The sequence below is a fragment of the Vibrio sp. BS-M-Sm-2 genome (assembly GCF_041504345.1).
In the GTDB taxonomy this organism is placed as follows: Bacteria; Pseudomonadota; Gammaproteobacteria; order Enterobacterales; family Vibrionaceae; genus Vibrio; species Vibrio satsumensis.
The window spans coordinates 1,101,097-1,114,773 of record NZ_CP167894.1 but is presented as its reverse complement, the minus strand read 5'-3'; the positions used below and the strand labels follow the sequence as shown (position 1 = coordinate 1,114,773).

Below are 13,677 nucleotides of genomic sequence, written 5' to 3'. Positions count from 1 at the left end.
GGCTGTGATCGATAAGATCAATTGTGTGTACGCTGAACTAATGAAAGACGAAAGAGAGTCGTTGGTAAGCATTTGGGACGCTTGCTTTCAAGGTGAAGGGAATCAAGATGAAGAGAAGCAAGGTACAGGAAATAAAGTGGCCGCCAGTAAATCATTATTAGTGTAGGGCGTTCGCTGTACGGCCACAGGTCAGAGGGACCATTATTCTGTGGTTCTAAGTAGGCAATGAGTACAAAACTCGAATCGCGCTCCTGAACTCGTGGGCGCATAGTAGCGAGGCGATCCGAATTGATCCGTGAGAGAGATCGCACTAACTATTAACAAATCAGCGTAGGACGTAAATTGAATGACGTTTTCCACGCTAGGTCACATTTGTAACAACATATTTATCAGAAGGCAGTAAGGCATGACGACCACAAGCAGTGTTCAGGTAATTGCTCCACAGACACTCAATACCATGACGTTTCCACTTCATGGCGCGCGTTTAATTGAAGCATCGGCGGGTACAGGTAAAACATTTACCATCGCTGGCTTATACTTACGCCTACTGCTCGGACACGGCACGGCCGCACCACAAGGCGAGCTTACAGAAGCTACCCGACATCACGAGCCGCTCACTGTAGATCAAATCCTGGTCGTGACTTTTACCGAAGCGGCAACTGCAGAGCTACGTGACCGTATCCGTGCTCGAATCCATGATGCTCGCATTGCGTTTTCTCGCGGGCAAAGTGACGACCCAGTGATTGCTCCTTTGCTGCAAGAAATCGAAGATCATGCTGGCGCTGCAAAAACACTGCTCAATGCCGAAAGGCAAATGGACGAAGCCGCGGTCTACACCATTCACGGCTTTTGTCAGCGAACGTTGACTCAAAATGCCTTCGAGTCTGGCAGCCGATTTGATAATGAGTTTGTGACAGATGAAAGCCATCTTAAAGCGCAAGTAGTAGCCGACTATTGGCGTAAGCAGTTTTACCCGCTACCTATTCAGCTAGCAGGTGAGGTGCGTAATATCTGGGGTTCACCGGCTGCATTGTTAGCAGACGTCAATCGTTATCTGACGGGTTCTCCATTGAAGCTCACCGTCGACGCGATGTCGGGTGATTTGCAAACTCTGCACAACCAGAACCTAGACAAAGTGAAGCAGCTCAAAGCGCTGTGGTGTGAGTCTGAAGCGGACTTTTTGGCTTTGATCTCTGGCTCGGATGTGAACAAACGCAGTTACACCAAGAAATCTCTGCCGACATGGCTAGAGGCGGTGACGGCATGGGCGCAAAGCGACACCCATGATTATCAATATCCAGACAAGTTAGAGAAGTTCTCTCAAGCCACTTTAATCGAGAAAACACCGAAAGGCACCGCACCGCAGCATGTCGTTTTCGAAGCGATTGAAGATTTCTTAAATAACCCTGCCGACTTGAAAGCTCCGTTATTGGCGCATGCGATTACCCATTGTCGAACTATGCTAGCCAAGGCTAAACAGCAGAAGCAGTGGTTGTCGTTTGATGACTTGCTGACCCAGTTATCCGCGTCGATAGATGTCGATGAGCAATCCTTGCTGGTGGAAAGAATTCGCACACTCTACCCGGTGGCGATGATCGATGAATTCCAAGATACCGATCCGCTGCAATACAGTATTTTTAGCCGAATCTATCTCGATAATCCGCAGTGCGGCTTGTTTATGATCGGTGACCCGAAGCAGGCGATTTATGGCTTTCGTGGCGCAGATATCTTTACCTATATCAAGGCGAGAAACCAAGTTAGTGCTCACTACACCTTAGGCACTAACTGGCGTTCAAGTGCGGATATGGTCAGTGCAGTAAACCAAGTGTTTATGAATTCAGACAGTCCGTTTATCTATGATCAAGATATTCCATTTTTGCCTGTTGCAGCCAGTCCATCGGCTGATAAGCGCCAATGGGTGATGAACGGAGAAACTCAGCACGCACTCACCTTTTGGCTACAAGAGGCTGAAGACAAGCCGTTGCCAAAGGGCGAATATCACAAGGCAATGGCTGAGGCGACGGCGAGTCAAATTCAAACCATTCTGACTGCTTCTCAAAACCAGCAAGCCTATTTTGATAACGGCAAAAAACAACATGCCGTGAATGCGGGTGATATTGCTGTCTTGGTTCGAACTGGTAGTGAAGGTCGTCTGATCAAGAATGCACTCTCTGAACAAGGCATTGCAAGTGTGTATTTGTCTAACCGAGACAGTGTATTCACCAGCTTGGTTGCGCAAGATATTCAACGCTTGTTACAAGCGGTGCTGACACCTGAGAATGACCGTGCATTGCGCGCGAGTTTAGCCTCTGAGTTGTTTGCTCTGGATGCGTCTTCATTGGATGAACTCAACAACGATGAAGTCGTGTGGGAAAACGTCGTTAACGAATTTCGAGAATATCGTAAGTTGTGGCTACAGCGTGGCGTACTACCAATGCTTCGTAGCGTGATTAGCAAGCGACATCTCGCGGAACGCTTACTGGAAGAAGAAAATGGTGAGCGCTCACTCACTGATTTGATGCACATTGGCGAATTGCTACAACAAGCAAGGCAGGAACTCGACAGCGACTACGGCTTGTTACGTTGGCTGGCAGAAGCGATCTCTGATGCTCAAAATGGTTTAGGCGGCAGTGAAGATGACATTCAGCGTCTTGAGTCAGAAAGAAATTTAGTTCAAATCGTTACCATTCATAAGTCGAAAGGTTTGGAATATGACTTAGTATTTCTGCCATTTGTCGCGAGTTACCGAGAAGCGAGCGAAGGCAAATTCTACGACCATGATTCAGATACCACAGTACTGGATATTACAGGTAGTGACAGTGCCTTAGCTCAAGCGGATAAAGAGCGTTTGGCGGAAGATCTACGCTTGATTTATGTAGCACTGACTCGTGCGGTTTATGGCTGTTTTATTGGTATGGCGCCACTGCGTAAAGGGCGTTCAACCAAAGAGCCGACCGGCGTGCATTTGAGTGCGATGGGCTATTTGGTTCAAAACGGTCAAGAGCAAGGTATTGCCGAATTGCATCAGGCTCTTGCAGCCATTGAGGGCAAGAACTCAAGTGTGCTGCTAGCCGAGACTCCAACCGCGCACGAGCAAGTGTTTGTACAGACAGAGCAAGTGAGCGAAGACTTACATGCGAACGAGCTAAAAGCTTCAATCGACAGGGCTTGGCGTATCACCAGTTACTCGGGGCTTGTAAAGCAAGGCAGTCACGGTGCGAGTCATGACGCGACCATTGAGGTATCTGGCTTTGATATTGATTCGGCTGATGAGCAGGATGAATCTGAGTTGATTGAACCTGAACGATCTATCTTTACGTTCCCACGTGGTGCTCGCCCAGGTACTTTCTTGCACACCTTGTTTGAGGAGGTTGAATTTACCGAACCAGCAACCAGTGAGCATAACACGCAAGTAATCACTCACTTATTAGAATCAGAGCAATATGAATTAGAGTGGCTACCTGTGCTTCAGCAACTGGTCGACACGGTGCTGAACACCGCGTTGGATGGCAAAAATCTAAAGCTAAGTGAGAAAGACTCGACTCAACGATTAGTCGAAATGGAGTTCTTGTTGCCTATCGAAGTGTTGGCCGCATCTGAACTGAATCAAACCATTCAATATCACGACCCGTTATCGGCTAAAGCCGGCGACCTAGGTTTCCAAACCGTGCAAGGTATGCTGAAAGGTTTCATCGATTTGGTGTTTGAGCACCAAGGTAAATACTATGTACTCGACTGGAAATCGAACCATTTAGGTGATGATGTTGCTGTCTACCATGGCGAAGCATTGAAATCAGCGATGGCCGACCATCGCTACGATCTGCAATATCAAATCTATGCATTGGCTCTGCACCGCTTTTTACGTAGTCGTGTTGCCAATTACAGCTACGAACAACATTTTGGTGGTGTTTATTACTTGTTCTTACGAGGCATGGACGGCCAATCTCAGCAAGGGATTTTCTCGGCGAAACCAACATTGGCTTTACTTGATGAAATGGATCAATTGATTGACGGTAAAGTGATAGACCGACGTTCAGCACAATTGAATGACGATGAAACTGGACAGATGGGGCTCTTATAATGACAACAACGACCACTAATACCAGCATAGAGACTGCGAACACAGCAAAGCCAGTTTCACTTATCCCTGAGCAACTTGTGGATGTACTCCAGTTTCTTGCGGATAAGGGTTCTATTCGTCAGTTGGATTATCAATTTGCTCGTTTTATTGCTCAGCAAGCCACGAGTTACTCTCAAGAGATCGGCTTTCTTGCTGGGGTAGTGAGCCATGAATTAGGCAAAGGACACATTTGTACTCAGCTGATACAGCAGCATACGACAGGCCATGAACAAACGGCAGATCTAGCCCAGTTACTTGGGTTGTACGGTGAAACGGCTCTGCAATTGAACCAAAAGTTGTTAGGTATTGATTGGTTGGCGGTACTTCAATCGTCCAATTTAGTTGGAGCAACCAATGACTGTGTTAAGCCGCTGATGTTTGATGGACAGCGTGTCTACTTACAGCGTTATTGGAACTACGAGGTGGTACTGGCAAACACGTTAAACCGTTTAAGTAAGCCGGTAGAGTTTAATACTGAACAGAAAAAGGCGCTGACGGAAACACTCAATCAGCTCTTTGCACGTAGTTATCACTTTCTGTTTAACGCTTTAGCCAAGGCTGAAGCAAACCAACAAACGTCTCAGGTACTGCGTCAACAGCTGGTATGTGATCATCTTGATATCGTCGATGAGCAATCTCTGAATTGGGGCGCAATCGATCAAGCGATCGTCCAAGCTAAGCAGGTAGCGGACTTAGGTGTTCTAGACAGTTTGGTACCGATATCGGCATGTTTGAACTGGCAAAAAGTGGCAGCAGCAGTAGCTCTGAGTCGTCGCTTTGCGGTGATTTCTGGTGGACCGGGTACTGGTAAAACAACCACGGTAACCAAGTTATTGTCGGCGATGGTCGAGCAATCACTCAGCCAAGGTAAAACCCCAACGATTAAGCTAGTGGCACCAACGGGTAAAGCGGCGGCGCGTTTAACTGAGTCGATTGGTAAAGCGATTGAGCAACTGCCTTTAGCGCCTGAAGTAAAAGCCAACATACCAACGGAATCGAGCACTTTGCACCGATTGCTTGGTGCGATTCCTAACCGGGCTGAGTTTAGACACAACCGACGCAATCCACTTCACCTTGATATCTTGGTGGTGGATGAAGCATCGATGGTCGATCTGTCGATGATGTATAAGCTGGTGGATGCGCTTCCTGAGCATGCAAGGCTTATCTTGCTGGGGGATAAAGACCAACTCGCTTCCGTTGAAGCCGGTGCGGTGTTAGGTGATATCTGTTCATTCAACTCTGCGGGTTACAGCAGTGCACAAGGCAACTTGATTGCGGAGATGACGGGTTTTGATGCGATAGCCAATACACAGCAGGCAAAAGCGGGAGCCGTTAATTCTCCGGCGATTGCAGATAGTCTGTGTATGCTGCAGAAGAGTTACCGTTTCGATGCGCGTTCTGGTATTGGGCAGTTGGCAAAAGCAATCAATAACGGCTCTGCAAATCAAGTCGACCAAGTGTTCGGCAAAGGATTTGGCGATATTGAGAACCATCCTCTATCGAGCGACAGCTATAACTTGATGCTACGTACCTTGGTTCATGAGTATGGTGCGTATCTCAACCGAATGAATGTGCCATTGGAAGAGTTAGAGACTCAAGACGCGAGAGCCAAATCGGTACTCGATTTGTTCAGTCAATGCCGACTGTTGTGTTCTATTCGTGAAGGTGATTTTGGTGTTAAAGGCCTCAACCACCGAATTGAAAGAGCGCTTGCCGCAAGACGTTTAGTGAACCCACACAACGACGAGCTGTGGTATCACGGGCGACCTGTCATGGTGACGCGAAATGATCATGGCTTGGGATTATACAATGGTGATATTGGTATTTGTATGCTTGAGGCGGATTCAAGCCAACCTGATTCAACTCCTCGCTTGAAGGTCTATTTTGAGTTGCCCGATGGCAGCGTGAAAGCTGTGCTACCAAGCCGAGTGCCCGATCATGAAACAGCTTATGCGATGACGATACATAAATCTCAGGGTAGTGAATTTGATCTGACCTTAATGATCTTGCCGCCGGATTTCAGCCCTATTTTAACGCGAGAGCTTATCTATACCGGTATTACACGTGCCAAGAAACGACTGATGATGTTCAGCGACACAAATGTGTTGAAGCGTGGGATTAAGGTGAAAACAGAGCGAGTGAGTGGTTTAGGCAGTCGCTTAACGAATTAGTTGTTAATTACTGCTAGAAAGGACTTGAACTTAAGCTAGATAAACACAAAGCAACCATCCCTGGTTGCTTTGAACGTTATTAAGACTCTTTGCTTAAAAACGCTCGAGTAAACGATATGTGGTTTATCTTGTATTTTGCTTGGCAATTCAAAATAAACTCTTTTAGATTCTCGCTCACAGGGAACACGCAGTGTACGTCTAGCCCTTCTAAGAATTGGTTATCAGCCATATCCCAAAAACTTTGCAGCGAGTTACAAACAATGGTTCTCATATCAATGTTGCTCTTTTTGCTGTTTATATTAACGAGCAGAGCTAATGTTAGCGTGCTGACCGTCAACGGGTATAGCAATCCGTGCAGTGACCACCTCAATGCATGTGATATGACAACCGAGATGGTAATTCCAATAAAAACATTTGTTATTTTGTTAAAGCGACCAAATTCTATACAACTTTACGTGTGAGTTAAAGTGCATAGTTAATAAATCTCATATAGAAAACGATTACGTTTACAATTATTTTTATGTTGAAGTGAGATTTTGCTCCAAAACTTTATTTATACGTTAAGTGCTAGGATCTTTGAGTTACGTTGATAGTTGTATAGCCCTTGTTTTTCCATCGGTAATTCATCAACTGCTATCTCGTAAAAACCTTGTTCACGGAACCAATGAAGGCTGTGCGTAGTAAGGACAAAGATCTGGTCGATATCACGAGATTTTGATTGGTGGCGCATGTAATCCAGCAGTAATTGCCCACGATTTCCATCACGATAATCAGGATGAATTGCAACACACGCCATCTCTGCCATGTGATCTTCCGGGTAGGCGTATAGCGCTGCGCAACCAATAATTAGCCCGTCTTTTTCGATAATGGTAAATCGATGGATCTCTTGCTCTAATTGTTCTCTTGATCGGCGAACCAAGATGCCTTGTTCTTCTAAAGGGCGAATGAGATCAAAGATACCACCGATATCATCAATCTGAGCTTGTCTTACTTGCTCGGCACTCGCCATGACCACTTGCGTGCCAATACCATCAAAAGAGAACAGCTCTTGGATTAATGCGCCATCGACTTTGTAGCTGATGAGGTGACAACGAGGGACTCCGGCACGACAAGCAGAGATCGCTCCTTTCAAGAAGCGCAGTGTTCCTGTGCTCATGTCTTCGGCAGGCTTTTGAGATTCCGTTAAGCGTTCTAGAATTTGCTTGGCGTCTTTAGGGAAGAGTTCGGCGAGTACAGTGCCGCTTTCATCTGTTACCCCTTGTTCGGAGCAGAAACCAATCAGTTTGTCGGCTTTTAAACGAATCGCAACTTGGGTGGCGACTTCTTCAGAAAGCAGATTAAAGCTTTCGCCTGTCACGGAACTAGCGATAGGGCCCAGCAGTACGATGGATCCTTGGTCGAGTGTGCGATTTATTCCTTCGATATCGATTCGACGAATACGCCCGCTGTGGCAATAATCCGTACCGTCATCCACACCTAGCGGCTGAGCCGTAATGAAGTTACCACTCATCACATTGAGTTGAGTACCTGCCATCGGAGTGTTGTTCAAGCTCATCGAAAGGCGCGCGGTGATAGCAAGTTGCAGCTGTCCAGCAGCTTGCATTGCTACACCCAGAGAATATTCATCAGTGACCCTAATGTTCTTATGATAAGGCGTATGGCAATCTTGTTTTGCTAGCAGTTGGTTGATCTGTGGCCTTGCCCCGTGAACGAGAACAATCTTCACGCCAAGGCTGTGGAGTAGGGCAATGTCGCTAATAATGTTACCAAAGTTTCTATCGGCAACAGCTTCGCCTCCCAGCATAATGACCATGGTTTTGCCACGGTGAGCATTCACGTAAGGGGTTGATTGTCTGAAACCTTTTACTAGCGCTGTACTTCTTAATTTCACAGAACAAGTCCATTTGTGTTTATTTATTCGTTAATTTAGCATTTAAATTCAAATCTAAACAACACCTTTTTGGAATAAAGCGCAAACTATTCTTATGTAGGCTTCAATATATAAACTGTCTCAGTGTAGAATGCGCATAGCATCCTTATGAGTCGTAAACGAATGCAGCAAGCTCCAGCTACAAAGAACAAGATCGATGAGATCACTAAAGGCCTCTATAGTGAAGCAGATCAGCGCAATCAATCTAAGTTGAAGCGTAAGATCATTGAGCGCTGCTTAATGGTTTTAGCCTTGGTGGGTTCATTTGCTGTGGTTTCTTTATTTGGTGATGTGCTTTCCCGAGTGCAAGATGCGGCGACGCCTGATCATCTAATATATGGCACTTGGATAGAGCAGGATGTTGCACATTATGCGACAGATGAGTTTGTACTGAATGCTAATGGTGTGTCAGTTCGTGGATCTGTTGTTTCGACGACCTTTGATTTTGACGGTAATTACTTTGAATACAAGGCGGGTGATAAAACCTATCGCTTCCGCATGACCAACTCTGACAATACAGAAATGGTGCTCGATTCTGACAGTCACTACAATCCCATCTTCCGTCTTAAAGGTCACATCGATAACTCCGTCCGATAGGTTATCTTATTGTAAACTCTTACAATCTACGATTGTGTTATCTGACTGTTTTTGTCATCCTCGATGCATAGAATTTTTAGGATGACTCTTGTGATTAAAAAATGGCTTCCCCTAGTCGCGGCCTCTTTGTTATTTGGCTGTGCTCAACCCACTGATCTTGCTCAACAACACCTTGATGACGAATTTCCTCGTACCTTGAATAAGGTCGATCAGGTTGAATCCAATAAACCAAGAGACTATACCGCATTTGCAGAACAAGCTGAGATGGTGGTTTCTAAATCCCCTTCAATGGCTAAAATTTATGAGCCGCTTTATCAACAACTCAATGAGTGGGCGATGCTGAGTGGAGATCCAAGCGAACTCGCTAATTTTGGCGTTCAAACTGCTCAACTAGGTGGTGGTGATAAACAAGGCAATGTTTTGTTTACAGGCTACTTTTCTCCTGTTATGGAACTGCGCCACGAAGCGAATGAAGAATACCGTTACCCAGTTTACGGGCTTCCTGAGTGTGGTAAAGAGTGTCCAACACGCGAAGAGATTTACAACGGCGCATTAGAAGGTCAAGGCCTTGAGTTAGGTTACTCAGCAAACCGTATCGACCCATTTATGATGGAAGTGCAGGGCAGTGGGTTCGTGCACTTCGGTGATGATGATACGCTGCAGTATTTCGCATACGCAGGTAAGAACAATAAAGCTTATGTAAGCATTGGCCGTGTTTTGATTGAGCGAGGCTTAGTTCCACGCGAAAAAATGTCACTAAAAGCAATCAAAGAGTGGGTGTTGGCAAACGATCCTGAAGTGGTCAAAGAGTTGCTTGAGCAAAATCCATCTTTCGTGTTTTTTGAAGCGAGAGACGACTTGTCAGTAATGGGCAGTGCTGGGATTCCTCTATTGCCAATGGCTGCAGTAGCAGGCGATCGCTCTATCTTGCCTATGGGAACTCCAATTTTGGCTGAGGTTCCTTTATTGAATGCGGATGGTACTTGGAGCGGTGCGCACCAATTAAGATTGTTATTGGTTTTGGATACGGGCGGCGCGGTTAAGCAGAACCATTTGGATCTCTACCATGGTATGGGGCCGCGAGCAGGCACTGAAGCGGGTCACTACAAGCATTTTGGTCGCGTGTGGAAGCTCGGCTTAGATGGCAGCGCAACCGAAGCGCCTTGGGCTTTGCCTCCTGAAAAGGTTGAGTAAGCGACAATAAAATAGGGCATTGAAAGCGAATCGCTAATCCCCTAGACTTTTTATTCAAGAGTGCGTATAAAACGCACTCTTTTCTTTTTCTCAGAAATAAATTGGCGGCAACAATGCGTGAATTGACCACTCCAGCTTCAGAAAACTATGACCAACGATTTGGTGGCACTCGTCGTCTGTATGGCAATAGTGAAGTCGACATACTTAGAGCTGCACACGTGTGTGTTATCGGTATTGGCGGTGTAGGTTCATGGGCTGTTGAAGCACTTGCTCGTACTGGTTTAGGTGAGCTTACTTTGATCGATATGGATGATGTGTGTGTGACTAACATCAACCGTCAAATTCATGCAATGTCGGGCACGGTTGGTAAGAGCAAAATCGAAGTGATGGCCGAGCGTGTTAAGCTGATTAACCCTGAGTGTAAAGTTAACCTGATTGACGATTTCATCGGTCCTGATAATCAGGCGGAATACTTATCGAAAGAGTTCGATTTTGTGTTGGATGCGATCGATAGCATGAAGGCTAAGGCTTCGCTATTGGCGTATTGCCGCAGTAACAAAATCAAAGTAATCACCACTGGTGGTGCGGGGGGGCAAATCGACCCAACGCAAATCAAAGTGGCTGATTTGACCAAGACGATTCAAGATCCGCTAGCGAAGAAGCTTAAAGATACCCTTCGTCGTCATCATAATTTCCCTAAGAATCCAGCACGTAAGTTTGGTATCGATTGTGTGTTCTCGACTGAACAGCTGAAATACCCTCAAGCTGACGGTAGTGTATGTGCTGCGAAAGCAACAGCTGAAGGTCCAAAGCGCATGGATTGTGCGACGGGCTTTGGTGCGGCAACCGTAGTAACGGCGACTTTTGGTTTTGTGGCTGTTTCACGTATTGTAGAAAAGCTGATTCAAAAGCACGCTAAGTAACGTCTCTATTCAATTAATAATCGACTGGATATTAAAATGACCACATTCCCAAGCTCTCCATTCGGCACTGAAATTACCAGTGATGATATCGTCGCGAAGATGCAGACATTCAGCGGCTGGGAAGACCGTTATCGCCAAGTGATTCAATGGGGTAAGAAACTGCCAACTATGCCTGATGAACTGAAAAGTGAACAGGTGATTGTCTCTGGCTGTGAAAGCCAAGTGTGGTTGGTTTCTCAGAATATCGATGGTGTTTGGCACTTTTGTGCTGATTCTGATGCTCGCATCGTTCGCGGTCTGATTGCATTAGTGATGGCTGCGTATGATGGTAAAACATCAGAGCAGGTTCAAGCGTTCGATATTGACGGCTACTTTGAAAAAATCGGTCTAATCACACACCTAAGCCCATCTCGCGGTAATGGATTAAAAGCGATCGTTGCTCAAATCCAAGAGCTAAGTGCGTAGTCCATTACGAACAAGCAAATATAAAAAGGGTTGACGAAGAACATCAACCCTAAACAATTTTGCTACTCGCTACAGCATATCAACGGCTTTTTCTATCGCCGCTATGAGTTTTTCAACATCATCCATGTTGTTGTAAATACCAAATGAAATTCGAACCGTTCCTTTCACTCCAAGTGCATCCATTAATGGGTGAGCACAGTGGTGCCCTGCACGTACCGCGATACCTTGCTGATCCAACAGCGTAGCAATGTCTTGGTGGTGAACGCCATCCATCACAAAAGTAATCACACTTGAATTTGGTTTGTAGCCAAGTATTTGGATGTCATCCAATTGATTGAGTGCTTGGTAGGTTTTCTGTTGTAGCTGGTGGACATGATTCTCGACATCTTGCTGTGCAAAACTACTTAACCATTCTATTGCGGTGCTTAATGCTATCGCACCGGCAACATTTGGTGTGCCCGCTTCAAACTTGCCCGGTAACTCTGAAAAAGTGGTACCAGAAAATGATACTCGCTCAACCATCTTACCACCACCGTGCCAAGGTGGCATCGCTTCGAGCAATTCAAGTTTGCCATAAAGCACACCAATACCGGCAGGGGCATAGAGCTTGTGCCCTGAGAATACGTAGAAATCCGCACCTAAAGCAGCAACATCAACTGGCTCATGAACGATGCCTTGTGCGCCGTCGACCACAACAATCGCATTCATCTTGTGTGCTTTTTTGATGACTTGTTCAATTGGCTGACGAGAACCTGTGACATTGGTGATCTGAGCTAAGGCAACAATCTTGGTCTTATCATTAAGCAGATGATCAAAAGCTTGTAGATCAAATTCGCAATCTGATGTCATTGGTACTTTAATGACTTTAGCGTCGGTTTGTTCTGCCACAATTTGCCAAGGCACTATGTTGGCGTGATGCTCCATTTCACTCACTAAGATCTCATCGCCTGGCTGAAGGGTACTTCTTGCATACGTTTGAGCAATTAGGTTGAGCGCTTCGGTTGCACCGCGAGTCCAGATGATCTCTTTTGAAGAGCTTGCACCGATAAACTGAGCGACCTTATCTCTAGCCGATTCAAATTGACTGGTCGCGTTCGCTGTTAAGCTATGACTGCCACGGTGAACATTAGCATTTTGTTTGGAGTAATATTGGCTAATGGCATCAATAACTACCTGAGGTTTTTGTGTTGTTGCCGCGCTGTCTAAGTAAATCAATGGTTGTTGATTGATGGTTTGTGATAGCGCAGGAAACTGCTCTCGGATGTGATTGATATCAAGCATCTATTCTTACCTAAAATCTTGGAAATTGGTGCTAGCGTTGTGCTTAGCGGTATTGTTATTTTATCGCGACTTGTTAACCGTTGCTGACTAATCTTGATGATTCCAGCTATTTTCTTGCTCTTTGACCTGATCGAACAGCTTTTGGTTAACGGGAACTTTTATCTGATGCTTAAGCGCTGTTTTTATTAGGTGCCCAGTGATGAAGTCGATCTCTGTTTTGCGTTGGTAAAACATATCCTGCTTCATGGATGAGTTGTTCTGCGCTGTGGCTTGGATTACCTGTTTGACGCTGGCTTCTAATTCGTCGAATGAACAAGCGATCTCTTCGGCTTGCATAACTTTTGTGAGCTCTTCAACGATAGAGATTAAAGTATCCCCAAACTTTTGGTCTGCAAGTTCGCCATTCTTGATTTGTTCCAACCCAGTCAGTGGATTGATAGCACAATTGATGGCGAGTTTGGTCCAAAGCGCGGTTTTTATTTGTGGATTCCAACTCACAGCGGGGAGAGCATGTTCCAATACATCAACTAAAAACGTGCACTGCTGACCCGTTTGATTAAAAGCACCCAGTTGAGTTTGTCCTAACCCTGTGTGACAAACATTATTCTTGTCGGGCTTGAATGCGGCTTGAGTGGTGGTTGCTAGTACTACCGGGTGGTCATTAATTTGAGAAGCTATCTGATCAACTGCGCCCATTCCGTTATGCATGAACATGAGAATGGTATCAGAGTCGAGATATTGAAGTAACGGAGTGGTGGCTTCTTCTACTTGCCAAGCTTTGACTGTGGAGATCACTAAGTCACTCGCAGATAGCTTTTCGATATTGTTATTACTGAAGGAAAGTGAAGCTTGCTCATCAAGTGATAGGTCCATTGAGGTTTCAGGGGAGCGGCTCCACAAAGAGACATTATGACCAGCTTGAAGTAGTTTTATTGCCCATAAAGAGCCAATTGCTCCAGGTCCAACAATCGTGATGTTCACAGCAATACCGAGATA

At 45.7% G+C, this 13,677-nt stretch carries 11 protein-coding genes; 7 read left to right on the top strand and 4 right to left on the bottom strand.

Annotated elements, in window-relative coordinates:
* The first annotated feature begins 4 nt into the window (after positions 1 to 4).
* The 3 genes from AB8613_RS05065 to recD all read left to right on the top strand — a co-directional run bounded on the left by AB8613_RS05065 (position 5) and on the right by recD (position 6,291).
* On the top strand, positions 5 to 166 hold the full coding sequence (locus AB8613_RS05065; RefSeq protein ID WP_285955028.1) for a hypothetical protein: 162 nt from the start codon (positions 5 to 7) through the stop codon (positions 164 to 166).
* Positions 167 to 406: 240 nt separating this feature from the next.
* Positions 407 to 4,081: an exodeoxyribonuclease V subunit beta gene (gene recB, locus AB8613_RS05060; protein ID WP_372384588.1), complete on the top strand. Its 3,675-nt coding sequence runs from the start codon at positions 407 to 409 to the stop codon at positions 4,079 to 4,081.
* On the top strand, positions 4,081 to 6,291 hold the full coding sequence (gene recD / locus AB8613_RS05055) for an exodeoxyribonuclease V subunit alpha (protein ID WP_372384587.1): 2,211 nt from the start codon (positions 4,081 to 4,083) through the stop codon (positions 6,289 to 6,291). Before recB ends, recD begins: the two co-directional genes overlap by 1 nt.
* Before the next feature lie 79 nt (positions 6,292 to 6,370).
* Here the strand turns inward: recD and AB8613_RS05050 are convergent, their stop codons facing one another.
* Complete coding sequence (locus AB8613_RS05050; protein WP_004735192.1) at positions 6,371 to 6,562, bottom strand: hypothetical protein; 192 nt, start codon at positions 6,560 to 6,562, stop codon at positions 6,371 to 6,373.
* A 282-nt stretch (positions 6,563 to 6,844) separates the two neighbouring features.
* On the bottom strand, positions 6,845 to 8,182 hold the full coding sequence (gene argA, locus AB8613_RS05045; protein WP_146491375.1) for an amino-acid N-acetyltransferase: 1,338 nt from the start codon (positions 8,180 to 8,182) through the stop codon (positions 6,845 to 6,847).
* A gap of 162 nt (positions 8,183 to 8,344) precedes the next feature.
* On the opposite strand from argA, the gene AB8613_RS05040 reads away from it, so the two are divergent.
* The 4 genes from AB8613_RS05040 (at position 8,345) to csdE (ending at position 11,400) form a co-directional block, all read left to right on the top strand.
* Entirely contained in the window at positions 8,345 to 8,818 is a 474-nt protein-coding gene (locus AB8613_RS05040) for a DUF2850 domain-containing protein (RefSeq protein WP_060983350.1), read from the top strand.
* An 81-nt stretch (positions 8,819 to 8,899) separates the two neighbouring features.
* Positions 8,900 to 10,012, top strand: coding sequence for a murein transglycosylase A (gene mltA / locus AB8613_RS05035; protein WP_017059898.1), 1,113 nt, complete (start codon positions 8,900 to 8,902; stop codon positions 10,010 to 10,012).
* Between the two features lie 113 nt (positions 10,013 to 10,125).
* On the top strand, positions 10,126 to 10,935 hold the full coding sequence (gene tcdA, locus AB8613_RS05030; RefSeq protein WP_017059899.1) for a tRNA cyclic N6-threonylcarbamoyladenosine(37) synthase TcdA: 810 nt from the start codon (positions 10,126 to 10,128) through the stop codon (positions 10,933 to 10,935).
* Between the two features lie 36 nt (positions 10,936 to 10,971).
* Positions 10,972 to 11,400, top strand: a complete 429-nt coding sequence (csdE, locus tag AB8613_RS05025) for a cysteine desulfurase sulfur acceptor subunit CsdE (protein ID WP_372384586.1) — start codon at positions 10,972 to 10,974, stop codon at positions 11,398 to 11,400.
* A gap of 69 nt (positions 11,401 to 11,469) precedes the next feature.
* Here csdE and csdA read toward each other — a convergent pair whose 3' ends face one another.
* Both csdA and panE read right to left on the bottom strand, forming a co-directional pair.
* Positions 11,470 to 12,681, bottom strand: a complete 1,212-nt coding sequence (gene csdA, locus AB8613_RS05020; protein WP_372384585.1) for a cysteine desulfurase CsdA — start codon at positions 12,679 to 12,681, stop codon at positions 11,470 to 11,472.
* 87 nt (positions 12,682 to 12,768) lie between these two features.
* Positions 12,769 to 13,662, bottom strand: a complete 894-nt coding sequence (panE, locus tag AB8613_RS05015; RefSeq protein WP_372384584.1) for a 2-dehydropantoate 2-reductase — start codon at positions 13,660 to 13,662, stop codon at positions 12,769 to 12,771.
* Positions 13,663 to 13,677 lie beyond the last annotated feature (15 nt).

What these genes read in the sequence shown, in the direction of transcription:
- recB (WP_372384588.1), top strand. Translation starts at nt 407, where the DNA reads ATGACGACCACAAGCAGTGTTCAGGTAATTGCTCCACAGACACTCAAT.
- recD (WP_372384587.1), top strand. Translation starts at nt 4,081, where the DNA reads ATGACAACAACGACCACTAATACCAGCATAGAGACTGCGAACACAGCA.
- AB8613_RS05050 (WP_004735192.1), bottom strand. Translation starts at nt 6,562, where the DNA reads ATGAGAACCATTGTTTGTAACTCGCTGCAAAGTTTTTGGGATATGGCT.
- AB8613_RS05040 (WP_060983350.1), top strand. Translation starts at nt 8,345, where the DNA reads ATGCAGCAAGCTCCAGCTACAAAGAACAAGATCGATGAGATCACTAAA.
- mltA (WP_017059898.1), top strand. Translation starts at nt 8,900, where the DNA reads ATGACTCTTGTGATTAAAAAATGGCTTCCCCTAGTCGCGGCCTCTTTG.
- tcdA (WP_017059899.1), top strand. Translation starts at nt 10,126, where the DNA reads ATGCGTGAATTGACCACTCCAGCTTCAGAAAACTATGACCAACGATTT.
- csdE (WP_372384586.1), top strand. Translation starts at nt 10,972, where the DNA reads ATGACCACATTCCCAAGCTCTCCATTCGGCACTGAAATTACCAGTGAT.
- csdA (WP_372384585.1), bottom strand. Translation starts at nt 12,681, where the DNA reads ATGCTTGATATCAATCACATCCGAGAGCAGTTTCCTGCGCTATCACAA.